The following is a 24,608-nucleotide window of genomic DNA, read 5'->3' as shown; positions in this document are numbered from 1 at the left end:
CAATTTGAAAGGACGAGACCCGCGTCAAAGGCAAGGCAGCTCGTCTTCGAACCAGCGTGACATCAGGCACAGTTGTCCAGCCCGGATTGGCGTACCCCCTGACGCTGCGCGCTGAGGAATGGTCCTCACCGAAGACGTACAGGGTGAATGAACATGACCAAGTTGGGCAATGAAAACCGTGAACTGAACATCGAAGATCTCAATACCGTGGCCGGCGGCATGCCCTTCTACGGCATGAACTGTTCGCTGAATCAGCACAATGCCATCGGCGGTATCGTGGATGGCCTGGGCTCGATTCCCGTCATCGGCGGCTTCCTTGCAGGCGTCGCCACCGCGCTCGGACGGGCATACTGCAGCTAAGACGCTCCACTGCAGGCAGCAAGCAGTGCGCTTTCAGCGGAGGGGCCGTCTCAATTGGCGGCTCTTCCGCTCGCGCGATGATCAGCTGTGAAACTTCAGCCCCTCGACGATCTTGTCGATCACCTTGCGCTCGGCGCGCATGGCCAGCCCGACGAGATTGAGCTCGGCACGGATCACCGCCCGCACCACTTCGCGGTTGGCGGCGTCGTGCGTGGTCTTGAACATCTCCTCGGTATAGACCGCCGGCGTCACGTTGCGCGCCAGCGCGCGTTCGAGCGCGCGCGACAGTGCGGCGCGATCGGCGCCATAGATCAGGATCGGCTGGCCGATCAGCGACAGGTATTTGGTACCGGAGCCGTCGCCATAGGGCTCGCCGATGCACGCGGGAAACGCCGCGGCAATCCCGCCGGCGAGAAACGAAGCCACGTTGAGCTTCTGCCACGGCTCAAGATCGGTCCGGATCACGACCGCGATTTTGGTGTCGAATTGCATTGTTCACTCCAACTACCGTCATTCCGGGGCGCGCCGTTTGGCGCGAGCCCGGAATCCATACTCCCGATCGTGGTTATGGATTCCGGGCTCGCGCCGACGCGCGCCCCGGAATGACAGAGACTACCCCTTGGCGTCGCAGGCCCAGGCGCGGATCACACATTCCTTGCCGCCGAATTCGTAGCACTTCCTGGTTGCGGCGTTGAGCGAGCTCGATATTTTCGGCTTCACTGCGTAGCCGTGCGCGCCGCAAGGATTGGCCATGTCGATCGCAAACGCGGCACAGGCGCGTTTCATGGTCACGGCAGTACATTCGCCCTTGCATTGCTTCAGCGCCGCAGCACGCGCGGTTTCCTCAGCCGCATAGTCGTAGGCCTGGCCATAGGCGCCGCATTTGCCGACCGCGAACGCGCCGGCCGCCCAAGATTCGGAAATGAAACGCGATGCACCCAGCAACAAGGCCAGCAACAGAATGAACAGCGCGCGGCGTTGCGCGGCAGCGGTCGAAACGATCAAGATCCCCTCCCCCGAGGCAGTCGGCAGCGAATCTAGCCGGGAGGGAGTTGAGACTTGGTGAACAGCAGGTTGATTTTTGGCGACGCGGTGACCACCGATCCATCAGCTCGTCGTCCCGGCCTTGAGCTCAGATGCGCAATTGCGCATCGGGGGACCCATAGCCACCGATGGCGGTTGCGGAGAACGGCTGTGACCACAGCGTCGCGCAACAACAAAGCCCTGTGGCTAGGGGTCAAGCCCGGGACGACAGGACCGATACCCTACCCCCGCCGTGCCGCTTCGAGCGCCTGCGGCGTGTCGATATCGAGAAACGCGCTTTCGCCCTCGACTGGGACTTCGGCGACGGCCTCGGCGTGCTTGGCGATGAGGTGGCGGGCGCCGACGTCGCCGTCCAGCGTCATCAATTCGCGGAAGAAGCGCCGCGACCACAGCACCGGGTTGCCGCGCCGACCGTCGCTGACGGGGACCGCGATCAAATGCCCCCTGTCCGGCTCGAACGCCTCGATCAGCCGGTTGATTAAATTTGCGTCGATCAGCGGCATGTCGCCGAGGCACACCAGCGCGCCGTCGGCATTCGCGGGTACCGCCCCGATGCCGGCCTTGACGGAGCTTGCCAGCCCACCTGCGAAATCCGGATTGCGGACGAACTTTACCTTGAGACCAGCCAATGCCTGCTCGACCAGTTCGGCCTGATGGCCGGTGACGACGATCACTTCGGTGGCCTTCGAGGCCAGCGCGTGCTCGGTCACGGTCCGCACCAGCTTGTTGCCGTCGAGTTCGGCCAGCAGCTTGTTCGGGCCGCCCATCCGGGTCGAGCGTCCGGCCGCGAGCACGATGGCCGCGACGTTGCGGCTGGCTTCGACATCGGCAACGGTGCGCGGCTGCGGCCTCGTCACGATTTCCATCAACAGGCCGCCGACGCCCATGCCGGTCAGTTCGGCGCGCGTGACTTTCAGGCCCGCGAGCAGGCGCATCAGCACCCAATCGAATCCGTTCTCGACCGGCGAACGCGCGCAGCCCGGCGCGCCCAGCACCGGCACGCCGCCGGCGGTGCCGATCAGCAGCAGATTGCCCGGATCGACCGGCATGCCGAAATGCTCGATCGCGCCGCCGATTTCGGTGATCGCGGCCGGGATCACGTCGCGGCGGTCGGCGATCGCGGAAGCACCGAATACGATCACCAGCTCGGCGCCGAGGCCGAGCAATTCCTTGATCGAGGCTGCGAGATCCGTCTCGTCGTGCGGCACGCGGCGCTCGGCGATGATAGTCGCACCCGCCGGCGCCAGGCGCTCCGCGGTGACGCGCAGGGTTTTCTCGATCACCTTCGGCGCCAGGCCCGGCAGCAAGGTCGAGACCACGCCCACACGCTTGATGGTGTAAGGCGCAATCCGCAGCGCGTCCTTGCCAGCGACGGCAACGGCCGTATCGCGCAGTTTCGCCTCGACGCCGAACGGAATCAGCTTGACGGTCGCGATCATCTCGCCTTCGACCACCGGCTTGAAGGCGGCAAGGGTCGCAAAGGTAATGGCTTCATCGACGCCGTTGATGCGGTCGACCGCAGCGCGATCGACCACCAGCACGCCCGCCTGGGCCGCGAACAGATTGGAACGGCCGGTAAAGGCGCGCTCGACAGTGACCCCCTCGCCCGCCACCGCCTGCGCAATGCTGGCGGCGGCGACGTCCTCGGAGACATCACCGTCCTCCAGCCGCACCACGACGATTTCCTTGACGCCGGCCTTGGTCAGCGCCCCGACTTCATCAGGCCCGATGGTGGTGCCCTTCTTCAGCACCAGCGCGCCCTGGCGCAGCGTATGGACGGTAACGCCGCCCATCGCATCGGCCGGACTGGCAGGGCCGAACTTCATGCCGCCTGCTCTTTCACGTTTTCCTTCGGCAGCCGCAGCTCTGCCGTGATCTCGGCCATGATCGCGACCGCGATTTCCGACGGCGATACCGCGCCGATGTTGAGCCCGATTGGCGCGTGAATACGCGCCATGTCGGCATCCGAGGCGCCCTGCGCCTTCAGGCGCTCGGCACGCTTGGCATGGGTTTTTCGTGAACCGAGCGCGCCGATATAGAAGCAGTCGCACGCAAAGGCGTGCAGCAGCGCCGGGTCGTCGATCTTGGGATCGTGCGTCAATGCGACGAACGCCGTGTAGGGATCGACATTGAGTGGCGGCAGCGCCACGTCGGGCCATTCCGCGATCAGCGGCACATCCGGAAACCGCTCGGGGCTGGCGAATGCCGTGCGCGGATCCACCACCGTCACATCATAATCCAGCGAGCGCGCCAACGGCGCCAGCGCCTGGCTGATATGAACGGCGCCGACGATCACGAGCTTGGCGGTCGGCGCGTAGACATTGAGAAACAACTTCTTGCCGCCGGCCTCGATCATGCCGCTCTTGCCCATGCGCAATTGCTGTGACAGCTCGCCGCGCAGGGGATCGGTCGCGATGTCTTTTGCCTTGACGAGGCGCTGGTCGCCATTGGCGGTATCGGTGATGACGATCACCGGCCGCCGCGCGGCGCGCTCGATGTTCACTTCGGAAAGGGTTTGAAGTTTCACGACTGGGCCACCTTCTCGACGAAGACGCGAATGGTGCCGCCGCAGGACAGGCCGACGTTCCAGGCGGTCTCGTCGGCCACGCCGAATTCCAGCATTTTGGGCTGGCCGCTCGCGATCACGTCGAGCGCTTCGGTGACGACCGCGCCTTCGACGCAGCCGCCGGACACCGACCCCAGAAATGTGCCGTCATCATTGATGACGAGGCTGGAGCCGGCCGGGCGCGGCGCCGAGCCCCAGGTTTCGACCACGGTTGCCAGCGCAACCCCATGGCCGGCCTTCTGCCAGGCCTCGGCCGCCTGCAGGATGTCTTCGTCGCGATTGAGCATAGCGGGCCTCTTTCAAGCTGCTGATCGGATCACGCTGCGATGATGGGCCGGAGGCGGCGCCGAAAGCGCCGCAATCAGCCCTTCCATGGAACTCAAATTATGCACCGGGCGGAATTCGTCAACGTGCGGCAGCATCATTTTGATGCCCTGCGCCTTGGCCTCGAAGGCATTGTAGCGCAGCAGCGGGTTGAGCCAGATCAGGCGGCGGCAAGATCTATGCAGCCGGTCCATCTCGAACGCCAGCCTGTCGTCGGCCTCCCGCTCCAGCCCGTCCGATATCAGCAGCACGATGGCGCCCTGCCCGAGCACGCGGCGGCCCCACAATTTGTTGAAGGAGTGCAGCGAGGTTGCGATCCGGGTGCCGCCGGCCCAATCCTCCACCGAGGACGAGCAGCGCGCCAGCGCGTCATCCGGATCGCGTTCCCGCAACGACCGCGTCACATTGGTCAGCCGGGTGCCGAACAGGAACACCGAGACGCGCTTGCGGGCGTCGGTGATGGCATGGAGGAAATGCAGGAACAGGCGGGTATATTCGCTCATCGATCCCGAGATGTCGAGCAGCGTCACGATCGGCGCCGGCTTGTCGATCCGGCCGAGCCTGCGGATGTCGATGATCTCGCCGCCGGTGCGCAGACTGCCGCGCAGCGTGCGGCGCATGTCGAGCCGCAGTCCCCGCGGATCGGGCTGGTGGCGGCGGGTGCGCAGGTCGGCCTGCGGCAGGCGCATGTCCGCGATCGCGCGCGTCACTTCGGCGATCTCGGCCGCGCTCATCTGCGCAAAGTCTTTCTTCTGCAGGATCTCCTTGTCGGAGACGGAGAGCCGCAACTCCTGCTCCTGGGCCTGCGCGGCTTCCTCGCGCCTCGAGGGCTGTGCCAGTGCTTCCTGCACTCGGCGCGAGGCCGGCGGCGGCTTTTTCTTGGCGTGGTCCGGCAGCGGCACCGAATCCAGCATCGACTTCCACTCTTCGGCGGCGCGGAAGAACAGGTCGAAAGCCTGCCCGAAAATCAACATATGCTCGTGGCGCTTGACGAAGATCGCTTCCAGCGTGGCGTAGACGTCGGCGCGGTTGCCGATCTCGATCACCTGCAGCGCGTTCAACGCATCGATCACGGCACCTGGCCCGACCGGAATGCCGGCGGCGCGCAGCGCGCGGGCAAAGCCGATGACGTTGTCGGCCATCTGGCCGGTGGGCGGGTTGAGGTGGTCGATGGCCATCGTAGCGCTTTACTCTCTCAAGCGGGCGGTGCGCTCCCTCTCCCGCTTGCGGGGGAGGGCTGGGGTGGGGGCTGCCTCAACAAGTACGCTGTTCAACTTGCATTCGCTGTTTCCGCCAATGCCAACCTCGTCGCCTGAGCAATCGGAGAGAGCCCCCACCCCGACCCTCCCCCGCAAGAGCGGGAGAGGGAGCGCACTGCCCTTGCCTAGTCGCTCGTCGCTTCCTTCAAAACCTTCTGCAGCGTGTCGCCCTGCATCCGCGCGATGTCGTCCTGGTATTTCAAGAGCGCACCCAGGGTGTCGCCGACCATCTGCGGCGTCAGCGAGCGGGCGTCGAGTTCGGTCAGCGCGGTGGCCCAGTCGATGGTTTCGGCGACGCCGGGCGACTTGTAGAAATCCTGATCGCGCAGCGCCTGCACGAAGCGCACGACCTGCTGCGAGAGTTTTGCGGAGATGTCAGGCACGCGCGATTTCACGATCGCAAGCTCGCGCTCAGCGTTGGGATAGTCGACCCAGTGATAAAGACAGCGGCGCTTCAGCGCGTCGTGGATTTCGCGGGTGCGGTTCGAAGTGATGATCACGATCGGCGCTTGCGGCGCCTTCACGGTGCCGAATTCGGGGATCGTCACCTGGAAATCGCTGAGGATTTCCAGCAGATACGCCTCGAACGCCTCGTCGGCGCGGTCGAGTTCGTCGATCAAGAGTACCGGCGCGCCGGCGACATCCGGCTCCAGCGCCTGCAGCAGCGGCCGCTTGATCAGAAAGCGCTCGGCGAAAATATCGCTGGAAAGCTGATCGCGATCGGTGTCGCCACTCGCCTCCGCCAAGCGGATCGCGATCATCTGTGCGGCGCTGTTCCATTCGTAGACCGCGGAGGCCACGTCGAGCCCTTCATAGCATTGCAGGCGGATCAGCTTGCGTCCCAGCGCCGCCGACAGCACTTTTGCAATCTCGGTCTTGCCGACGCCGGCCTCGCCTTCGAGGAACAGCGGCCGGCCCATCCGCAGCGACAGATAGGTTACCGTCGCCAGCGAGCGCTCGGCGAGATAGCCGCGCGATGTCAGCAATTCCTGCATCGCATCGACAGATTTGGGCAGCGCCGATGCACTCATGACAAAGCCAATCCTGCTGAGCCGGGAAACGGCAAACTTACTTCGCCGTCGCAGCTTCGACGGCGCGGCGCGTCAGCACGCCGATCAGATGCGCGCGATATTCGGCGCTGCCGTGCAGATCGCTGTTCAGCCCATTGGCCGGCACCGAAATCCCGTCGAGCACCTTGTGCGAGAACCGCTTCTTCAATGCCTCTTCGAACGGCTCGGCGCGGAACACGCCGTCCGAGCCGGCACCGGTGACGGCAACCCGCACATCTGACGGTCGCTTGGCGACGAACACGCCGACCAGCGCGTAGCGCGAGGCCTGGTTGCGGAATTTGATATAGGCCGCTTTCTTCGGCACCGGAAACATCACCTTGGTGATGATCTCGTCGCTCTCCAGCGCGGTCGTGAACAGGCCCTGGAAGAACTCTTCGGCCTTGAGCCGGCGCTTGTTGGTGACGATGGTGGCGCCGAGCGCCAGCACGGCCGCGGGATAATCCGCGGTCGGATCGTTGTTGGCGAGCGAGCCACCGATGGTGCCTTTGTGGCGCACCGCGGGATCGCCGATCATGCCGGCGAGTTCGGCCAGCGCCGGGATAGATTCGCCGACGATCGCCGAGGTTGCGACCGCGGCGTGCCTGGCGGTGGCGCCGATCACCAGCGAGCGGCCCTTCATCTCGATGCCGTCGAGGCCTTCGATATGGGAGAGATCAACCAGATGCGGCGGACTGGCGAGCCGCTGCTTCATGACGGGCACCAGTGTGTGGCCGCCAGCGATCACCTTGGCGTCTTCGTTCTTGACCAGAAGATTGGCGGCCTGACGCACGGTCGCGGGGCGGTGGTATTTGAATTCGTACATGAGAACTTCCTGATCGCGGTCGCGATGAATTCGATGGTGCGAGGCGGACTTAAGACAGGTTGGACTTAAGCCAAGTCAGACTTAAGCCAGGTCGGATTTCGCCATCGCCTTGGCGCCGGCGGCGATCGACGTCACGATGTTCTGATAGCCGGTGCAGCGGCACAGATTGCCTTCAAGCTCTTCGCGAATGACGTGGTCCGAGAGGTCGTGCCCCTTGCGGTGTACCAGATCGACCGCGGTCATGATCATGCCGGGCGTGCAGAAGCCGCATTGCAGGCCGTGGTGCTCGCGGAAGGCTTCCTGCATCGGATGCAGCGGCGCGCCGTCGGCGGCCAGGCCCTCGATGGTCCGCACTTCATGGCCGTCGGCCATGACCGCCAGCGTGGTGCAGGATTTGACGGCTTGGCCGTCGAGATGGACGACGCAAGCGCCGCACTGCGAGGTGTCGCAGCCGACATGGGTGCCCGTCAACCGCAGGTTTTCGCGGAGAAACTGGACCAGGAGGGTACGGGGGTCGACATTGGCGTTTACGGGGCTGCCGTTCACGATCAGGGAAATCTTGGCCATCAGCACTCTCTTGAGCTGCACTGCCGCATATCGGCTGCGCAGGCGTTTAAAATCATTCCAAGGCCATAATATGGGCCATCCCGGCAATGAGCAACCTTGGCAGTCACTCACTTCCGGCATGGCCAGATGCGACTTAGCGGGACTCTTGACGGGACATTCGGGCTGGACTTGAGGCGGGAATCTTGGGCTGAAGCCGAGGGGCTAACCCTGCACCGCCTTGGCGAAATTGGCGAAGAACTCGTCGGCCAGTTTCTTCGCCGCGCCGTTGATCAGGCGCTGTCCGAGCTGGGCCAGCTTGCCGCCGATCTGCGCCTCGACATTATAGCTCAGCAAGGTGCCGCCGTCCTTTTCGGCCAGCCCGACCGTGGCGCCGCCCTTGGCGAAGCCGGCAACGCCGCCCTCGCCTTCGCCCGAGATCTTGTAGCCGTTGGGCGGGTCGAGATCGCTCAGCGTGACCTTGCCCTTGAAGCGGGCGGAGACCGGCCCGACCTTCATTTTGGCGGTGGCGCGGAAGCCGTTGTCCTCGGTCTTCTCAAGCTCCTCACAGCCAGGGATGCAGGCTTTGAGCACTTCCGGATCGTTCAATTTGGCCCACACCGCCTCGCGCGGCGCCGCAAGCTGGACTTCGCCGGTCATCGTCATGGCCATGGATGGAGCCTCCTGTAACGCTTCAAAATTGGTCCTCCCAATTAATGCACACGCGGGCATAAGGAAAGGCCGCCTTGGGGCGACGAGCGATGCATATTCGCAAGCCCCGGAGAGATCGCCGCAATGCCGCAAATTTTGGCGACCGGCCCTGTGACCGGAATACCGCCAGATAATCCGAGCGCATTGGCAGAGCCAACCGGTTGGTATTACCGGGTTGGCAACGCCAACCCAGTTGGCAACGCCAACTTGGGATGGTTAGGTCCGGCACAGATGAGCACGTCGCTGTCCCCACTGCTTGCCCCGATGCTGTCGAGCGCCGCGATGCGCACGGTATGCGATGACGTCGCATGCCTGCAGAACATGCTTGATTTCGAGGCTGCGCTGTCCCGTGCCGAGGCCGCTACCGGCGTCATTCCGGGCAGTGCGGTGGGACCGATCGCAAGCGCCTGCCGGGCCGAATCATTTGATCTCGCCGCGCTGGCCGAGGCCGCGACGCGCTCCGGCAATCTTGCGATTCCCCTCGTCAAGGCGCTGACGGCGAACGTGGCCAAGGCCGACGCTGGCGCCGCGCGCTACGTGCATTGGGGCGCGACCAGTCAGGACGTCATCGATACCGCCACCATGCTCGGCCTTCGCGCCGGCATCGATGCGCTGCTCGGCGATACCAGCCGGGCCATCGCGGGCTTTGCCAAACTGGCGCGCCAGCACCGCAACACCGCCGTGGTCGGCCGCACCTGGCTGCAGCATGCGCTGCCGATGCCGTTTGGGCTCAAGCTCGCCGAATATGCCGCGGCCCTGCATCGCTCGGAGAAGCGGCTGCAGCGGCTGCGCAGCGAGACGCTGGCGCTGCAGTTCGGCGGCGCCGCCGGCACGCTCGCCGCGCTCGGCGACAAGGGATTGCAGGTCTCGGAAAAACTGGCGCAGGAGCTAAAGCTGCCGCTGCCCGAGGCGCCCTGGCACACCCATCGCGACCGCATCGCGGAGGCCGCTTCCGTGCTCGCCATTCTCGCCGGCAGCTGCGGCAAGATCGCCCGCGACGTTTCGTTGATGATGCAAACCGATGTCGGCGAAGCCTTCGAGCCCTCGGGCGAAGGCCGCGGCGGCTCCTCCACCATGCCGCACAAGCGCAATCCCGTGGCGGCCGCGACCGCGCTGGCCGCCGCGACCATGGCGCCCAATCTGGCGGCCACGATCTTTGCCGCCCAAGTACAAGATCACGAACGCAGCGCCGGACCCTGGCATGCGGAGTGGCCGACCCTGCCGACCCTGCTGCTGGTGACGTCGGGGGCATTGGCCGCCATCGTTGATATTGCCGAAGGGCTGCAAGTCGACGCGGCAAGAATGCGCATCAACCTCGACGCCACCGATGGGCTGATCATGGCCGAAGCGGTGACATTCGCGCTGGCCGAGAAGATCGGCAAGAGCGACGCGCATCATCTGATCGAAGCGGCCAGCAAGAAGGCGGTCGCCGCGAAGAAACATCTGCGCGACGTGCTGACGGCGGATTCAAAGGTCACCGCGCAGCTCAGCGCCGAGAAAATCGCCCAACTGTTCGAGCCGATGGCCTATCAGGGCGCCTCGCAAGCCCTTATCGACCGCCTGCTCGCTTCACTGGACGATAAATAGGAATTATAACCACCGTCATTGCGAGGAGCGAAGCGACGAAGCAATCCACACTTTCTTCGCCGCAAGATGGATTGCTTCAGCGGAGCTTGGCATCGGGCGGCGCTTCGCGCCGACCCGGTGGCTCGCAATGACGGTTGCTAATAGACGGAGTCTCCCATGCCGATGATCGACGCCGACGGCTGCCTGCTCAACGTATCGGTCGAAGGCCGCGACGGCGGACCGACGCTGATGCTGTCGAATTCGCTCGGCTCCACCATGCAGATGTGGGAGCCGCAGATGAAGGCGCTGACGCAGCTGTTTCGCGTCATCCGCTACGACCGGCGCGGCCACGGCAAATCCAGCGTGCCGCCCGGACCCTATTCGATGGAGCGGTTCGGCCGCGACGTACTGGCGATCCTCGACGACCTCAATATTGCCAAGACGCATTGGTGCGGCCTGTCGATGGGCGGCATGGTCGGGCAATGGCTGGGCGCCAACGCCCCGGACAGATTCGGCAAGATCATCCTCGCCAACACCGCCTGTCACTATCCGGATCCGACCAACTGGCACACCCGCATCAAGGCGGTAAAGGAAGGCGGCATCGCCGCGGTCGCCGATGCCGTGATCGCAAACTGGCTGACGGCGGATTTTCGCGAGCGCGAACCGCGGGTTACCGCCAACATGAAGGCGATGATGCTGGCCACCCCGGTCGAGGGCTATATCGCCTGCTGCGAGGCGCTGTCGACGCTGGATAACCGCGAACTGTTGCCGAAGATCAAGAGCCCGACATTGGTGATTGCCGGGCGTCACGACATGTCGACGCCGGTTGCGGCGGGCGAATTCATCCGGAGCCAGATTCCCGGCGCCAGCATGACGATTTTGGACGCCGCGCATATTTCCAATGTCGAACAACCGCACGCCTTCACCGATGCGGTGGTCGGCTTCCTGACGCAACGCTAACTGCCGTCATTGCGAGCGCAGCGAAGCAATCCATCTCTCTGCGCAAGGAAAGAATGGATTGCTTGGTCGCTTTGCTCCTCGCAATGACGCAAGGAGAGAATCAATGGACGACGACACGCGCCGCGACAACGGCATGGCCCAGCGCCGAAAAGTGCTCGGCAATGAATGGGTCGACAAATCGATCGCCAATCGCAATGCGTTCAACAGCGATTTCCAGGACCTGATTACCCGCTATGCCTGGGGCGATATCTGGACCCGGCCGCATTTCGATCACCGCACCCGCCGCGTGCTCGTGATCGGCACCATGGTGGCGCTGGGCCAATGGGATGAATTCCGCCTCCACGTGCGCGCGGCGCTCGCCGAAGGCGGCTTCACACCGGACGATATCAAGGAGATCATCCTGCAGCAGGCGATCTACTGCGGTGTGCCCGCGGCCAATCACGCCGTCAAGGAAGCCGCCGGGATCGTCGCCGAACTAGGTCTGCTGAAGGGATAGCTCGCCAGAGTTGACGTCAATCTCCGCCTGCTTCTGCGCTGGCGGCTCGACCACCATCACGATCACGGTGCCGAGCATCATCAACAGTTCGGCCGCATGCATCCGAAGGGCGGCCGTCTCGCCGGCCTGGGACGCCATCAGCACGCCCGCGAAACTGATGACGCTGCCGATCGCCAGCGCCATGCCGAGCGCTTCATTGCAGCCGCCGCTCCTGCGGGTCGCCGCGCGGGTCACGAACACCAGAAACACCGCAAAGAACGCCACGACCGTCATTCGCCCCAGCGCCAAGAGCCACGCGAAGCGGACCGTCGCCGGCCCCGCCAGTTGCAGATGATCGCTGACGAACAACGCGAACGAAACGTTGGGCCGGTCGTAGAGGCCATGGATCGGCGAAACCATGATCTTGAACGCGATCATGGTCCAGGCCGGAATGAAATACGCGGCCAGGAGCGCGCCGCTGAGTGAACTGATCCGCCAGTGTTTGGCCATGTCGCTTCCCGTTTTGTTCCGCAGCACTTCAAAGCGGCGGTTTGGGTGCGACGTAACTCCCTTAAACGGCGAGCGGCAATTTAAACCCTTTGTTTACCTTAATTGACCGCGCCGGCGGCCTGCCCGCATAAAGGAAAAGCCCCGGCTTTTGGCGGGGCCTTCCTTAACTCTCGCTTGCGTTCGAACTAGCGGTCCTGATCCGGCATCTCGCTGGGTCGCTCGCCCTGACGGCGGCTCGGATCCTGCTGTTGCTGGCCGGGCTTTTGACCACCGCCCTGCTGCTGCTGGCCCGCCTTCTGACCCGGGTTCTGGTTCTGCTGGCCCGGTTTCTGGGTCGGGTTGCTCATTTGGGGATCTCCTTGTTGAACGGAATCCGGGTCAACGGAAGGTCCGGGCTTTGGTTGCGAGGGAACGCCGGTTCCGGCGGGATGATTGCGCGGCAAAGCCGTGTTGGCATTGTGACGAGGGAACCGCAGCCGAAAACAACCTCTGTACAAGACCTCCGGGCCGTCGCCAGCGCTGTTGCCGCCCCCGGTTCCAAACTGTAAGAAAACGATACGACGCGTCGGACAAGGCTGCCGGGGGCCCTCGCCGCGTTGCTCTCGGACGTAGCGTTTTCGAGCGAAGTGGGTACCGGTTCGCGTGAAGAAAACGCGTCAAAACAAAACTAGGGCCAGTTCGCTCAACCGAACCGGCTCCAACGGCAGCGCATGGATTATCTCGCCCAGCAACTGATCAACGGCCTCGTGCTCGGCTCGATCTACGGCTTGATCGCCATCGGCTACACCATGGTCTATGGCATTGTCGGCATGATCAATTTCGCCCATGGCGATATTTTCATGATCGGCGGCTTCATTGCGCTGATCACGTTCCTGATCCTGGTCTCGTTCGGCCTGACCGCGATCCCCCTGATCCTGCTGGTCGTGCTGCTGGTATCGATGGCGATGACCGCGCTCTATGGCTGGACGGTGGAGCGCATCGCTTACCGGCCGTTGCGGCATTCGTTCCGCCTCGCCCCGATGCTCTCGGCGATCGGTATGTCATTCGTGCTGACCAATTATTCGCAGGTCGCTCAGGGCGCGCGCGTCAAACCGGTGCCGCCGATCATCACCGGCGGCTACACGCTGCATGAGGGCGCGGGCGGCTTCGTGGTGCAATTGTCCAACATCCAGATCATCGTCGTGATCACCACCGTCGTGTTGCTGGCGCTGTTCACCTGGCTGGTATCGAGTACCCGGCTCGGCCGCGACATGCGCGCCTGCGAGCAGGACCAGACCATGGCCTCGCTGCTCGGCGTCGACGTCGACCGCACCATATCCATGACCTTCGTGATCGGGGCGGCGCTCGCCGCGGTCGCCGGCATGATGTACCTGCTCTATTACGGCCTCGTCGACTTCTTCATGGGCTTCGTCGCCGGCATCAAGGCGTTCACCGCCGCCGTCCTCGGCGGCATCGGCTCACTGCCCGGCGCGATGCTGGGCGGACTCCTGATCGGGTTGATCGAAACGTTGTGGTCGGCCTACTTCTCGGTCGAATACAAGGACGTCGCTGCGTTTTCGATCCTGATCGTCGTGCTGATCTTCCTTCCGACCGGCCTGCTCGGCCGGCCTGAAGTCGAAAAAGTCTGACGGGCGCCCGCGTGAACGCGCCCCCCGCCGCCATGCAAACCTCACGCGCTCCCGGCATCGCCTTCATCTTCAAGAAGGCCCTGATCAGTGCGCTGGTCGCACTGGTGTTGTTTTCATTGATGATCGGCGTGCGCACCGAAGCCGGACCAGAGGGACAACTGATTTACTGGACGCGCTTCGGCGATCTCGCCGCCATGGTCGCGACTGTGTTCGGCGGCAGCATCGTCGTCGAATTGTTGCGGCACTGGTGGGGACCGGTCGGCACCGTGCGGATCGTGCCGCCACAGGTAACATCGGCGCTGTCGCTCGCGGCGCGTCTCGTCGCGCCGGTGCTGCTGATCTTCACCTTCCTGGTGCCGGTGATCTTCTACAATGAACGCTACATTCTCGACCTTGGCATCCTGGTGCTGACCTATGTGATGCTGGGATGGGGATTGAACGTGGTGGTCGGCCTCGCCGGCCTGCTCGACCTCGGCTATGTCGCGTTCTACGCTGTTGGCGCCTATTCATACGCCCTGCTCGCGACCAATTTCGGACTGTCATTCTGGGTCTGCCTGCCGCTCGCCGGCATCCTCGCCGCGTTCTGGGGCGTGCTGCTCGGCTTTCCCGTGCTCCGACTGCGCGGTGACTATCTCGCCATCGTCACGCTGGCGTTCGGCGAGATCATCCGCCTCATCCTGCTCAACTGGCAGAGCGTGACGGGCGGCCCGAACGGCGTCACCGGCATTCCCCGGCCAACCATGTTCGGCATTCCGCTGTCGCCGGGCGAGGACGGACTTGCGGCCAAACTCGGCATCGAATTCTCGACGACCCACCGCATCGTCTTTCTGTTCTATCTGATCCTGGCACTGGCGCTGCTCACCAACTGGGTCACGATCCGCCTGCGCCGCCTGCCCCTCGGCCGCGCCTGGGAAGCCTTGCGCGAGGATGAGGTCGCCTGCCGCGCGCTCGGTATCAACACCACCACGACCAAGCTGACGGCGTTTGCGACCGGCGCGATGTTCGGCGGTTTCGCCGGCGCGTTCTTTGCGACCCGGCAAGGCTTCATCAGCCCGGAATCCTTCACCTTCCATGAATCGGCGCTGGTGCTGGCGATCGTGGTGCTGGGCGGAATGGGCTCGCAGCTTGGCGTGGCGCTGGCTGCGCTGGCGCTGATCGGCGGCTTCGAGCTGTTCCGCGGGCTCGACCAATACCGCATGCTGGTATTCGGTATGGCGATGGTGCTTTTGATGATCTGGCGCCCGCGCGGGCTGATCGGCCACCGCGCGCCGACCGTATTCCTGGAGCGCAACCAGACGATCTCGTCCGACCTCGTCAAGGAGGGGCGATGAGCGACGACCACATCCTTTCTGTCGACCATCTGTCGATGCGATTCGGCGGCATCGTCGCCGTCAACGACCTCTCCTTCGGCGCCGAACGGCGCAAGATCACTGCCCTCATCGGACCGAACGGCGCCGGCAAGACCACCGTGTTCAACTGCATCACCGGCTTCTACAAGCCGACCAGCGGCAGCATGCGTCTGACCCATGATGACGGCACCAGGATCCAACTCGAACGGCTGAACGATTTCCGGATTTCCAAGCAGGCAAAGGTCGCGCGCACCTTCCAGAACATCCGACTCTTTCCCGGCATGACGGCGCTGGAGAATTTGATGGTGGCTCAGCACAATGCGCTGATGCGCGCCTCCGGCCTCACGCTGCTCGGGCTGATTGGCGCGCCGTCCTGGCGCGAAGCAGAAAAAGCGGCGATCGAGCTGGCGCGAACCTGGCTGGAGCGCATCGGTCTTTTGGACCGCGCCGACGATGCCGCCGGCAATCTACCCTATGGCGATCAACGCCGCCTCGAAATCGCGCGCGCGATGTGCACTGAACCCGCGCTGCTCTGCCTCGATGAACCGGCCGCCGGGCTGAACGCGCGGGAGAGCGCAAGCCTGAGCGAACTGCTGCTCTCGATCCGCGCCAATCAGGGCACCTCGATCCTCTTGATCGAGCACGACATGTCGGTGGTGATGGAAATCTCCGACCACGTCGTCGTGATGGATTACGGCGTCAAGATCGCCGAGGGCACGCCGCAACATGTCCGCGACGATCCCAAGGTGATCGCCGCCTATCTCGGCGCCGACGAGGAGGAAGCCATCGCGGTGATGGAGAGCGGAACGTGACCGCGTCATCCCCAACTACGCCGCTGCTCGCGATCCGCGGCTTGCGCGCGGCCTACGGCAAGATCGAGGCGCTGAAGGGCGTCGATCTCGAGATCAACGCCGGCGAGATCGTTGCCTTGATCGGCGCCAACGGCGCCGGCAAATCGACCTTGATGATGACGGTGTTCGGCAGGCCCCGCGCCCGGGCGGGCCGGATCGAATATGACGGCCAGGACATCACCGGCGTGCCCACGCACGAGATCGCGCGGCTGCGCATCGCCCAGTCCCCGGAAGGCCGCCGGATTTTCCCGCGCATGAGCGTGGCGGAAAACCTGCAGATGGGCGCCGACGCGACCGATTCCAGCGAAGCCGACCGCGCACGCGGCCTGGAGCGCATTTTTGCGCTGTTCCCGCGGCTCAAGGAGCGCATGACCCAGCGCGGCGGCACCCTGTCCGGCGGCGAGCAGCAGATGCTCGCGATCGGCCGCGCCCTGATGAGCCGGCCGCGGCTGCTGATGCTCGATGAGCCGTCGCTCGGCCTGGCCCCCCTGATCGCGCGGCAGATCTTCGACGCGATCCGGACCCTGAACCGGCAGGACGGCCTGACCGTTCTGATCGTCGAACAAAACGCCAATCATGCGCTGAAACTCGCCCATCGCGGCTATGTCATGGTCAACGGGCTGATCACGCTGTCCGGCACCGGCAGCGAATTGCTGCAGCGCCCGGAAATCCGCGCCGCCTATCTGGAGGGCGGCCGGCGCGGCTAGCGCTGAACGCGAAAGCCGCACGCTGCGGCAAGATGCTGCGAACGGACGGTGGATTTGCCTGAAATTTCCCGATGACTTCGCCGCAAAATCAGCGGACAATGGCCCCGGTTTGCGTACCCGGTCCGCCGGGTGCGTCCCGTAGCGACTATCCCCGCGAGGACACTCATGAAATCACTGAAACTCATCGGCCTGGCATTGGGCGCATCATTGGCGCTATCGGCAAGCGCGCTGGCGCAGGACATCAATATTGCAGTGGCGGGCCCGATGACGGGCGGCGAATCCGCATTCGGCCGGCAAATGAAGAACGGCGCCGAGCAGTTTGTGGCCGACATCAACGCCGCCGGCGGCGTCATGGGCAAGAAGCTGGCGCTGCAGGTCGGTGACGATGCCTGCGATCCCAAGCAGGCGCGCTCGGTGGCGGAGAAGTTCGCCAGCGCGAAGATCCCGTTCGTCGCCGGACATTTCTGTTCGTCCTCGTCGATCCCGGCGTCGGAAGCCTATGCCGACGGCAACGTGCTGCAGATTACGCCGGCCTCGACCAACCCGCTGTTCACCGAGCGCAAGCTCTGGAACGTGGCGCGCGTCTGCGGCCGCGACGATCAGCAGGGCCTGATTGCCGCCGGTTACATCGTCAAGAACTACAAGGGCAAGAACGTCGCCATCCTCAACGACAAGACCACCTACGGCAAAGGCCTCGCCGACGAAACAAAGAAGGCGCTCAACAAGGCCGGCGTCACCGAGAAGATGTTCGAATCCTATAACAAGGGCGACAAGGATTTTAACGCGATCGTGTCGCGGCTGAAGCGCGACAATATCGATCTGGTCTTTGTCGGCGGTTACCATCAGGAATCCGGCCTCATCCTGCGCCAGATGCGCGACCAGGGCCTGAAGACGGTGTTGATGGCGGGCGACGCCTTGAACGACAAGGAGTTCGCCTCGATCGCAGGTCCCGCCGCCGAAGGCACGCTGTTCACCTTCGGCCCCGATCCGCGCAACAAGGCGACCGCCAAGGAGATCGTCGCCAAGTTCAAGGCCAAGAACATCGACCCTGAAGGCTACACCCTCTACACCTACGCCGCGATGCAGGTCTGGACGAAGGCGGTGGCGAAGGTCGGCTCGACCGATCCGAAGAAGGTGATGGAAGCCATCAAGGCCGGCGAGTGGGATACCGTGCTCGGCAAGATGGGCTTCGATGCCAAGGGCGACATCAAGGCGATCGACTATGTCGTCTACAAGTGGGATGCCAAGGGCAACTACACCGAGATCAATCCGAAGGGCTCTTAAGTCCCCTCACCGCCTTTGCTAACAACGAACGCCCCGGCTTGCCGGGGCGTTTTTGTTTGCGGCGCGTTCATCGAGGAAACTCGGGATCCCACAACGGTTAACGGCCGTTGGCGATAGCGGAACTTTTTTCCCGTAACGGGGGAACCAAAAGGACCCGAATGGCTTTAACGACCTTGGGCTGAGTTCCATGTCATTGATTTTGCTGCATCACTATTATTCCACCTTGATAACGGACTGGGCGGCACGTCTTATGACGCAGATCGCATGCCAGCATACAGATTCGTGCGACGTCGCCGCGAGGAGACACCATGAGTGATCTTTCCCCTGGGGCATCCCAGGCCCGCCGCCCCTCCAAGCGCAAACCGGAAGCCAACGGCAAACCCGACCCGATGCACGATCTCCTGCACGCGCTGCAGGCGATGCGCTCCGGCGATTTCTCGGTGCGGATGACCGGCGATCATCTCGGTATCGAAGGCAAGATCGCCGACACCTTCAATGAGATCGTCGCCGCCAATCAGCGAATGGCGCAGCAACTGGAGCGGGTCGGACAGGTCGTCGGCCGCGAGGGAAAAACCCGGCAGCGCGTCAAATTCGATCTTTCGAGCGGCTCGTGGGCGGACATGGAAGGGTCGGTCAACACCCTGATCGACGACCTGCTCTGGCCGACCCGCGAGGTGACCCGGGCGGTCGCCGCCGTGGCGCAGGGAGACCTGTTGCAGACCGTACAACTCGATGTCGACGGCCGCCCGCTGGGCGGCGAGTTTCTGCAGTCCGCCAACATCGTCAACACGATGATCAAGCAGCTCAGCGTGTTCACCTCGGAAGTGACCCGGGTGGCGCGCGAGGTCGGCACCGAGGGCAAGCTCGGCGGCCAGGCGCAGGTGCCGGAAGTGACCGGCGTCTGGAAGGATTTGACCGAGAGCGTCAACTCGATGGCCAACAACCTCACCGGCCAGGTCCGCAACATCGCCGAAGTCACCATCGCGGTCGCCAATGGCGACCTGTCGAAAAAGATCACCGTCGACGTCCGCGGCGAGATCCTGCAGCTGAAGGAAGCCATCAACACCATGGTGGACCAGCTGCGCTCGTTCGCCTCCGAAGTCACCCGTGTCGCCCGCGAAGTCGGCACCGACGGCAAGCTCGGCGGTCAGGCGATCGTGCCCGGCGTCGCCGGCACCTGGAAGGACCTCACCGACTCCGTGAACGCGATGTGCGGCAACTTGACCGCGCAGGTCCGCAACATCGCCAACGTCACCACCGCGGTGGCCCGCGGCGACCTCTCGCGCAAGATCACGGTGGATGTCCGCGGCGAAATCCTGGAATTGAAAGACACCATCAACACGATGGTGGACCAGCTCAACTCGTTCGCCTCGGAGGTGACGCGCGTCGCGCGCGAGGTCGGCACCGAAGGTAAATTGGGCGGCCAGGCCCAGGTACCCGGCGTCGCCGGTACCTGGAAGGACCTCACCGACAACGTCAACTTCATGGCCTCCAACCTGACCGCGCAGGTCCGCAACATTGCCGACGTCGCGACCGCGATCGCGGGCGGCGACCTCTCCAAGAAGATCACCGTCAACGTGTCCGGTGAAATCCTTCAGCTGAAGGAAACGCTCAATACGATGGTCGACCAGCTCAACGCGTTTGCCGGCGAAGTGACGCGTGTCGCGCGCGAAGTCGGTACCGACGGGCGCCTCGGCGGCCAGGCCAACGTGCTCGGCGTCGCCGGCACCTGGAAGGATCTGACCGAGAGCGTCAACTCGATGGCGAGCAATCTGACCGCGCAGGTCCGCAACATCGCCGAAGTAACGACGGCGGTGGCCAATGGCGATCTGTCCAAGAAGATCACGGTGGACGTGCGCGGCGAAATTCTGGAGCTAAAGGACACCGTCAACACGATGGTCGACCAGCTCAACGCGTTTGCCGGCGAAGTGACGCGCGTCGCGCGCGAAGTCGGCACCGAAGGCAAGCTCGGCGGCCAGGCGATGGTGCGCGGCGTCGCCGGCACCTGGAAGGATCTCACCGACAGCGTCAACTCGATGGCGAGCAATCTGACCGGCCAGGTCCGCAACATCGCCGAAGTCGCCACCGCGGTCGCCAAGGGCGACTTGTCCAAGAAGATCACGGTCAACGTATCAGGTGAAATCCTTCAGCTGAAGGAAACGCTCAACACCATGGTCGACCAGCTCAACGCGTTCGCCGGCGAAGTGACGCGCGTGGCGCGCGAGGTCGGCACCGACGGCAAGCTCGGCGGCCAGGCCGAAGTGCCCGGCGTCGCCGGCACCTGGAAGGACTTGACGGACAGCGTCAACTCGATGGCCGGCAATTTGACCGCCCAGGTGCGCAACATCGCCGAGGTCGCGACCGCCATCGCCGGCGGCGACCTGTCGCGCAAGATTACCGTGGACGTTCGCGGCGAGATCCTGCAGCTGAAGGAAACGCTCAACACGATGGTCGACCAGCTCAACCGGTTCGCTGGCGAAGTGACGCGCGTGGCGCGCGAGGTCGGCACCGAAGGCCGGCTCGGCGGTCAGGCCAACGTGCCCGGCGTCGCCGGCACCTGGAAGGACCTCACCGACAACGTCAACTCGATGGCCGGCAATTTGACCGGCCAGGTCCGCAACATCGCCGAAGTGACCACGGCGGTGGCCAAGGGCGACCTGTCCAAGAAGATCACGGTGGACGTCAAGGGCGAGATTCTCGAACTAAAGAACACCGTCAACACCATGGTCGACCAGCTCAACGCGTTCGCCTCCGAAGTGACCCGCGTGGCGCGCGAGGTCGGCACTGAAGGCAAGCTCGGCGGCCAGGCGCAGGTGCCGGAAGTCGCCGGCACCTGGAAGGACCTCACCGACAACGTCAACTTCATGGCCTCGAACCTGACGGCGCAGGTCCGTAACATCGCTGAAGTCGCGACCGCGATTGCCGGCGGCGATCTGTCGAAAAAGATCACGGTCGACGTCCGCGGCGAGATCCTGCTGCTCAAGGATACCTTGAATACGATGGTCGAACAGTTGCGCTCGTTCGCGGCCGAAGTGACCCGCGTCGCGCGCGAGGTCGGCACCGAAGGACGGCTCGGCGGCCAGGCCGTGGTGCCCGGCGTCGGCGGAACGTTCAAGGACCTCACCGACAACGTCAACCTGCTCGCCGCCAACCTGACCACGCAGGTCCGCAACATCGCCGAGGTCACTACCGCCGTGGCGCGCGGCGACCTGTCGCGCAAGATCACCGTCGACGTGAAGGGCGAAATCCTGGAACTGAAGAACACCATCAACACGATGGTGGACCAGTTGAACGCGTTTGCGGGCGAGGTGACGCGCGTGGCACGCGAGGTCGGCACCGAGGGCAAGCTCGGCGGCCAGGCGCAGGTGCCCGGTGTCGCCGGAACCTGGAAGGACCTCACCGACACCGTCAACTTCATGGCCGCCAACCTGACCGAGCAGGTGCGCGGCATCGTCAAGGTGGTGACCGCAGTCGCCGACGGCGATCTGAAGCAGAACCTGACGGTGAAGTCGAAGGGCGAAGTCGCGGCGCTGGCCGACACCATCAACAACATGACCGAAACGCTGGCAACCTTCGCCGATCAGGTCACCAGCGTGGCGCGCGAAGTCGGCGTCGAGGGACGGCTCGGCGGCCAGGCCAACGTGCCGGGCGCCGCCGGCACCTGGAAGGACCTCACCGGCAACGTCAACCTGCTGGCCGCCAATCTGACCTCGCAGGTGCGCGCGATCGCGGAAGTGGCGACCGCCGTCACCAAGGGCGACCTCACCCGCTCGATCCAGGTCGATGCTCGCGGCGAAGTCGCCGAGCTCAAAGACAACATCAACACCATGATCGGCAATCTCCGGCTCACCACCGACGTCAATACCGAGCAGGACTGGCTGAAGACCAACCTCGCCAAATTCACCAATATGCTGCAGGGCCAGCGCGATCTCACCACGGTCGGCCGGCTGCTGCTCACCGAATTGACGCCGCTGGTGAACGGCCATATGGGCGTCATCTACCGGGTCGAAAGCGAAGACAACCGGCAGCTGCGCCTGCTCTCCGCCTACGCCGGCGACGGCAACCACCCTCACCCGCAATTCGTGCAATTCGGCGAAGGTCTGATCGGGCAATCCGCGATGGACAAGCGCCCGCGCGTGATTTCGGACATCCCGGCCGACACCATGCCGATCAATTCGGCGCTGCTCCGCGTGGTCCCGAAGAATCTCGTCGTGCTGCCGGTGCTGTTCGAGAACCAGGTCAAGGCCGTCATCGAGCTGTCCTCCGTCAGCTCGTTCACGACCTCGCAGATGACCTTCCTCGAACAGCTCACGGACAGTATCGGCATCGTGCTCAACAGCATCGAGGCCACGATGCAGACCGAAGGCCTGCTGAAGCAATCGCAACAGCTCGCCGGCGAATTGCAGACCCAGCAGAAGGAACTGCAGCAGACCAACGAACAGCTCGAGCAGAAGGCCCAGCAGCTCGCCGAACGTAACGTCGAGGTGGAAAGAAAGAATCAGGAAATCGAACAGGCCCGGCGCGCGCTCGAGGAGAAGGCGACCGAGCTTTCGCTGACATCGAAGTACAAGTCCGAATTCCTCGCCAACATGTCGCATGAGCTGCGCACGCCGCTCAACAGCATCCTGATCCTCGGCCAGCAGCTCACGGAAAACCCCGACGGCAATCTGTCGCTGAAACAGGTCGAATTCGCCCGCACCATCCACGGCGCCGGCACTGACCTGCTCAACCTGATCAGCGACATCCTCGACCTGTCGAAGATCGAATCCGGAACGGTGACGGTCGACGCCGAGGAAATCCTCACCTCGAGCCTGCTGGAGACGGTCGGGCGGCCGTTCAGGCACGAGGCCGAAAACCGCCAACTCTCGTTCAACATCAACGTCGACGATAATCTCGCCCGCAGCATGGTGACCGACTCCAAACGGCTGCAGCAGGTGCTGAAAAACCTGCTGTCGAACGCGTTCAAGTTCACGGCCGAGGGCGGCGTGAGGATGAGCGTCTCGGCCGCGCTGGGCGGATGGAGCGCGGAGCACCCGATCCTGAACCATGCCCCCGCCGTCGTTGCCTTCGAGGTCACCGACACCGGTATCGGCATCCCGCCGGAAAAGCAGAAGCTGATCTTCGAGGCGTTCCAGCAGGCCGATGCCGGCACCAGCCGAAAGTATGGCGGTACCGGCCTTGGCCTCGCCATCAGCCGCGAACTTGCAAGCCTGCTCGGCGGCGAAATTCATCTGCGCAGCGCCCCGGGCAAAGGCAGCACCTTCGTGCTCTATCTGCCGCTGAAATATTCCGGGCCCACCGTCGCGCCGCGAATCCCTGCCCCGTCATCCTATCTGACGGCGTCCGCGCAACAGGCCGCAGCAACCCAGGAGCGGGTGATCGAGCAACTGCCGGATGACCGGCTCAATCTCGAGGCCGGCGACACCATCCTTTTGATCGTCGAGGACGATCCGCACTACGCGCGGGTGCTGATCGATCTTGCCCGCGACAAGGGCTTCAAGGTCCTGGTCGCCAGTCGCGGCGCCGAGGCGCTCGAACTCGCCAAGCAGTTCCAGCCCACGGCGGTGTCGCTCGACGTCTTCCTGCCGGACATGCTGGGCTGGACCGTGCTGAGCCAGCTCAAGCATAATCCGCTGACCCGGCACATTCCGGTGCAAATCATCACGCTCGACGAGGATCGCCAGCACGCGCTGGCACGCGGCGCGTTTTCCTTCGTCAACAAGCCGACGACCACCGAAGGCGTCAGCGCCGCACTGTCCCAGATCAAGGAATACGCCAAGCCGCGGCGCAAGCGTCTTCTGATCGTGGAAGACAACGCCGCCGAGCAGATGAGCATCAAGGCCTTGCTCGATCACGGCGACATCGAGATCCTCACCACCGATACCGGGGCCGGCGCACTCGCGACGCTGCGCGACAGCCCCTGCGACTGCGTCGTGCTGGACCTGCGGTTGCCGGACATGAGCGGTTTCGAGGTGCTCGACCAGATTCGCAACGACGAGGCCCTGTCGAACGTGCCGGTGGTCGTGTTCACCGGGCGGGAACTTTCCGCCGAGGAAGACGCGGAACTCCACACCATGGCCCGCAGCATCGTGGTCAAGGGCGTCGAATCGCCGGAACGCCTGCTCGACGAAACGTCGCTGTTTTTGCACCGTGTGATCACGGAATTGCCAGCCGAAAAGCAGAGGATGCTGGAGAAGCTCAATAGTTCCGATGAGGATCTTGTTGGCAAGACCGCGCTGCTGGTGGACGACGACGCCCGAAACATCTTCGCCCTATCGAGCGTGCTGGAGCGGCGCGGCATGAAGGTGCTGACCGCGACCACCGGCCACGAGGCCATTGCGCTGGTCGAATCCAACCCCAGGATCGCGATCGTGCTGATGGATATCATGATGCCGCAAATGGACGGCTACCAGACCATCGGGGTGATCCGGCAAAACCCGTCGTTTGGACGCCTTCCCATCATCGCGCTGACCGCAAAGGCGATGAAGGGCGACCGCGAGAAGTGCCTTGAGGCCGGAGCGTCGGACTATCTGGCAAAGCCCGTCAACACCGAGCAATTGCTCCTCGCCATCCGTATGTGGCTCCACCGCTGATCGGCG

At 64.0% G+C, this 24,608-nt stretch carries 22 protein-coding genes; 10 read left to right on the top strand and 12 right to left on the bottom strand.

Features of this window, described 5'->3' with window-relative positions; genetic code table 11:
* The first annotated feature begins 153 nt into the window (after positions 1–153).
* Positions 154–360, top strand: coding sequence for a hypothetical protein (locus ACSQ84_RS10310; protein ID WP_436211562.1), 207 nt, complete (start codon positions 154–156; stop codon positions 358–360).
* Between the two features lie 81 nt (positions 361–441).
* Here ACSQ84_RS10310 and ACSQ84_RS10305 read toward each other — a convergent pair whose 3' ends face one another.
* From ACSQ84_RS10305 to ACSQ84_RS10260, 10 genes are all read right to left on the bottom strand, one after another.
* Positions 442–852 carry a DUF2000 family protein gene (locus ACSQ84_RS10305; protein ID WP_436211561.1) on the bottom strand — a complete coding sequence of 137 codons (411 nt, stop codon included), beginning with the start codon at positions 850–852 and terminating at the stop codon, positions 442–444.
* Positions 853–972: 120 nt separating this feature from the next.
* Positions 973–1,308, bottom strand: coding sequence for a DUF4189 domain-containing protein (locus ACSQ84_RS10300; RefSeq protein ID WP_436212259.1), 336 nt, complete (start codon positions 1,306–1,308; stop codon positions 973–975).
* Between the two features lie 317 nt (positions 1,309–1,625).
* Complete coding sequence (locus ACSQ84_RS10295) at positions 1,626–3,230, bottom strand: NTP transferase domain-containing protein (RefSeq protein WP_436211560.1); 1,605 nt, start codon at positions 3,228–3,230, stop codon at positions 1,626–1,628.
* The gene (locus tag ACSQ84_RS10290; protein ID WP_436211559.1) at positions 3,227–3,931 is read right to left on the bottom strand and encodes an XdhC family protein; all 705 of its coding nucleotides are present in this window, start codon (positions 3,929–3,931) and stop codon (positions 3,227–3,229) included. Before ACSQ84_RS10290 ends, ACSQ84_RS10295 begins: the two co-directional genes overlap by 4 nt.
* The gene (locus ACSQ84_RS10285) at positions 3,928–4,257 is read right to left on the bottom strand and encodes an XdhC family protein (RefSeq protein WP_212036957.1); all 330 of its coding nucleotides are present in this window, start codon (positions 4,255–4,257) and stop codon (positions 3,928–3,930) included. Before ACSQ84_RS10285 ends, ACSQ84_RS10290 begins: the two co-directional genes overlap by 4 nt.
* Positions 4,258–4,269: 12 nt before the next feature.
* A complete protein-coding gene (locus ACSQ84_RS10280; protein WP_436211558.1) occupies positions 4,270–5,472 on the bottom strand; it encodes a vWA domain-containing protein in 1,203 nt (400 codons plus the stop codon).
* A gap of 206 nt (positions 5,473–5,678) precedes the next feature.
* The gene (locus ACSQ84_RS10275; RefSeq protein ID WP_436211557.1) at positions 5,679–6,584 is read right to left on the bottom strand and encodes an AAA family ATPase; all 906 of its coding nucleotides are present in this window, start codon (positions 6,582–6,584) and stop codon (positions 5,679–5,681) included.
* A gap of 37 nt (positions 6,585–6,621) precedes the next feature.
* Positions 6,622–7,425, bottom strand: coding sequence for an FAD binding domain-containing protein (locus tag ACSQ84_RS10270; protein WP_436211556.1), 804 nt, complete (start codon positions 7,423–7,425; stop codon positions 6,622–6,624).
* A gap of 81 nt (positions 7,426–7,506) precedes the next feature.
* Complete coding sequence (locus ACSQ84_RS10265; protein ID WP_436211555.1) at positions 7,507–7,992, bottom strand: (2Fe-2S)-binding protein; 486 nt, start codon at positions 7,990–7,992, stop codon at positions 7,507–7,509.
* 201 nt (positions 7,993–8,193) lie between these two features.
* A complete protein-coding gene (locus tag ACSQ84_RS10260) occupies positions 8,194–8,640 on the bottom strand; it encodes an SRPBCC family protein (RefSeq protein WP_436211554.1) in 447 nt (148 codons plus the stop codon).
* A gap of 270 nt (positions 8,641–8,910) precedes the next feature.
* Here ACSQ84_RS10260 and ACSQ84_RS10255 point away from each other — a divergent pair, with 270 nt between their 5' ends.
* From ACSQ84_RS10255 to ACSQ84_RS10245, 3 genes are all read left to right on the top strand, one after another.
* Positions 8,911–10,266, top strand: a complete 1,356-nt coding sequence (locus tag ACSQ84_RS10255) for a 3-carboxy-cis,cis-muconate cycloisomerase (RefSeq protein WP_436211553.1) — start codon at positions 8,911–8,913, stop codon at positions 10,264–10,266.
* Between the two features lie 156 nt (positions 10,267–10,422).
* The gene (pcaD, locus tag ACSQ84_RS10250) at positions 10,423–11,205 is read left to right on the top strand and encodes a 3-oxoadipate enol-lactonase (RefSeq protein ID WP_436211552.1); all 783 of its coding nucleotides are present in this window, start codon (positions 10,423–10,425) and stop codon (positions 11,203–11,205) included.
* 103 nt (positions 11,206–11,308) lie between these two features.
* Positions 11,309–11,701: a carboxymuconolactone decarboxylase family protein gene (locus ACSQ84_RS10245; protein ID WP_436211551.1), complete on the top strand. Its 393-nt coding sequence runs from the start codon at positions 11,309–11,311 to the stop codon at positions 11,699–11,701.
* Here the strand turns inward: ACSQ84_RS10245 and ACSQ84_RS10240 are convergent.
* Both ACSQ84_RS10240 and ACSQ84_RS10235 read right to left on the bottom strand, forming a co-directional pair.
* Positions 11,681–12,190, bottom strand: a complete 510-nt coding sequence (locus tag ACSQ84_RS10240) for a hypothetical protein (protein ID WP_436211550.1) — start codon at positions 12,188–12,190, stop codon at positions 11,681–11,683. The genes ACSQ84_RS10245 and ACSQ84_RS10240 overlap by 21 nt on opposite strands.
* Before the next feature lie 185 nt (positions 12,191–12,375).
* Positions 12,376–12,537, bottom strand: a complete 162-nt coding sequence (locus tag ACSQ84_RS10235; RefSeq protein WP_436211549.1) for a hypothetical protein — start codon at positions 12,535–12,537, stop codon at positions 12,376–12,378.
* 363 nt (positions 12,538–12,900) lie between these two features.
* Between ACSQ84_RS10235 and ACSQ84_RS10230 the strand changes: the two genes are divergently transcribed.
* The 6 genes from ACSQ84_RS10230 to ACSQ84_RS10205 all read left to right on the top strand — a co-directional run bounded on the left by ACSQ84_RS10230 (position 12,901) and on the right by ACSQ84_RS10205 (position 24,602).
* On the top strand, positions 12,901–13,818 hold the full coding sequence (locus tag ACSQ84_RS10230; RefSeq protein WP_436211548.1) for an ABC transporter permease subunit: 918 nt from the start codon (positions 12,901–12,903) through the stop codon (positions 13,816–13,818).
* A gap of 32 nt (positions 13,819–13,850) precedes the next feature.
* Positions 13,851–15,149 (top strand): high-affinity branched-chain amino acid ABC transporter permease LivM, encoded by a 1,299-nt coding sequence (gene livM / locus ACSQ84_RS10225; protein WP_436212258.1) that lies wholly within the window; start codon positions 13,851–13,853, stop codon positions 15,147–15,149.
* Complete coding sequence (locus ACSQ84_RS10220; RefSeq protein ID WP_436211547.1) at positions 15,146–15,979, top strand: ABC transporter ATP-binding protein; 834 nt, start codon at positions 15,146–15,148, stop codon at positions 15,977–15,979. The genes livM and ACSQ84_RS10220 overlap by 4 nt, the downstream gene beginning before the upstream one ends.
* Positions 15,976–16,725 carry an ABC transporter ATP-binding protein gene (locus ACSQ84_RS10215; protein WP_436211546.1) on the top strand — a complete coding sequence of 250 codons (750 nt, stop codon included), beginning with the start codon at positions 15,976–15,978 and terminating at the stop codon, positions 16,723–16,725. Before ACSQ84_RS10220 ends, ACSQ84_RS10215 begins: the two co-directional genes overlap by 4 nt.
* Positions 16,726–16,890: 165 nt before the next feature.
* Entirely contained in the window at positions 16,891–18,009 is a 1,119-nt protein-coding gene (locus tag ACSQ84_RS10210; RefSeq protein ID WP_436211545.1) for a branched-chain amino acid ABC transporter substrate-binding protein, read from the top strand.
* Positions 18,010–18,398: 389 nt separating this feature from the next.
* Positions 18,399–24,602: a HAMP domain-containing protein gene (locus ACSQ84_RS10205; protein ID WP_436212257.1), complete on the top strand. Its 6,204-nt coding sequence runs from the start codon at positions 18,399–18,401 to the stop codon at positions 24,600–24,602.
* Positions 24,603–24,608: the final 6 nt, after the last annotated feature.

Source organism: Bradyrhizobium sp. LjRoot220, assembly GCF_964252915.1.
Taxonomy (GTDB): domain Bacteria; phylum Pseudomonadota; class Alphaproteobacteria; order Rhizobiales; family Xanthobacteraceae; genus Bradyrhizobium.
This window is presented reverse-complemented; position numbering and strand designations above follow the sequence as displayed.

Bases quoted from the DNA above. Each gene is read 5' to 3' on its own strand.
- ACSQ84_RS10310 (WP_436211562.1), top strand. From the start codon at position 154: ATGACCAAGTTGGGCAATGAAAACCGTGAACTGAACATCGAAGATCTC.
- ACSQ84_RS10305 (WP_436211561.1), bottom strand. From the start codon at position 852: ATGCAATTCGACACCAAAATCGCGGTCGTGATCCGGACCGATCTTGAG.
- ACSQ84_RS10295 (WP_436211560.1), bottom strand. From the start codon at position 3,230: ATGAAGTTCGGCCCTGCCAGTCCGGCCGATGCGATGGGCGGCGTTACC.
- ACSQ84_RS10285 (WP_212036957.1), bottom strand. From the start codon at position 4,257: ATGCTCAATCGCGACGAAGACATCCTGCAGGCGGCCGAGGCCTGGCAG.
- ACSQ84_RS10280 (WP_436211558.1), bottom strand. From the start codon at position 5,472: ATGGCCATCGACCACCTCAACCCGCCCACCGGCCAGATGGCCGACAAC.
- ACSQ84_RS10275 (WP_436211557.1), bottom strand. From the start codon at position 6,584: ATGAGTGCATCGGCGCTGCCCAAATCTGTCGATGCGATGCAGGAATTG.
- ACSQ84_RS10270 (WP_436211556.1), bottom strand. From the start codon at position 7,425: ATGTACGAATTCAAATACCACCGCCCCGCGACCGTGCGTCAGGCCGCC.
- ACSQ84_RS10265 (WP_436211555.1), bottom strand. From the start codon at position 7,992: ATGGCCAAGATTTCCCTGATCGTGAACGGCAGCCCCGTAAACGCCAAT.
- ACSQ84_RS10260 (WP_436211554.1), bottom strand. From the start codon at position 8,640: ATGGCCATGACGATGACCGGCGAAGTCCAGCTTGCGGCGCCGCGCGAG.
- ACSQ84_RS10255 (WP_436211553.1), top strand. From the start codon at position 8,911: ATGAGCACGTCGCTGTCCCCACTGCTTGCCCCGATGCTGTCGAGCGCC.
- pcaD (WP_436211552.1), top strand. From the start codon at position 10,423: ATGCCGATGATCGACGCCGACGGCTGCCTGCTCAACGTATCGGTCGAA.
- ACSQ84_RS10245 (WP_436211551.1), top strand. From the start codon at position 11,309: ATGGACGACGACACGCGCCGCGACAACGGCATGGCCCAGCGCCGAAAA.
- ACSQ84_RS10240 (WP_436211550.1), bottom strand. From the start codon at position 12,190: ATGGCCAAACACTGGCGGATCAGTTCACTCAGCGGCGCGCTCCTGGCC.
- ACSQ84_RS10235 (WP_436211549.1), bottom strand. From the start codon at position 12,537: ATGAGCAACCCGACCCAGAAACCGGGCCAGCAGAACCAGAACCCGGGT.
- ACSQ84_RS10230 (WP_436211548.1), top strand. From the start codon at position 12,901: ATGGATTATCTCGCCCAGCAACTGATCAACGGCCTCGTGCTCGGCTCG.
- livM (WP_436212258.1), top strand. From the start codon at position 13,851: ATGCAAACCTCACGCGCTCCCGGCATCGCCTTCATCTTCAAGAAGGCC.
- ACSQ84_RS10220 (WP_436211547.1), top strand. From the start codon at position 15,146: ATGAGCGACGACCACATCCTTTCTGTCGACCATCTGTCGATGCGATTC.
- ACSQ84_RS10210 (WP_436211545.1), top strand. From the start codon at position 16,891: ATGAAATCACTGAAACTCATCGGCCTGGCATTGGGCGCATCATTGGCG.
- ACSQ84_RS10205 (WP_436212257.1), top strand. From the start codon at position 18,399: ATGCACGATCTCCTGCACGCGCTGCAGGCGATGCGCTCCGGCGATTTC.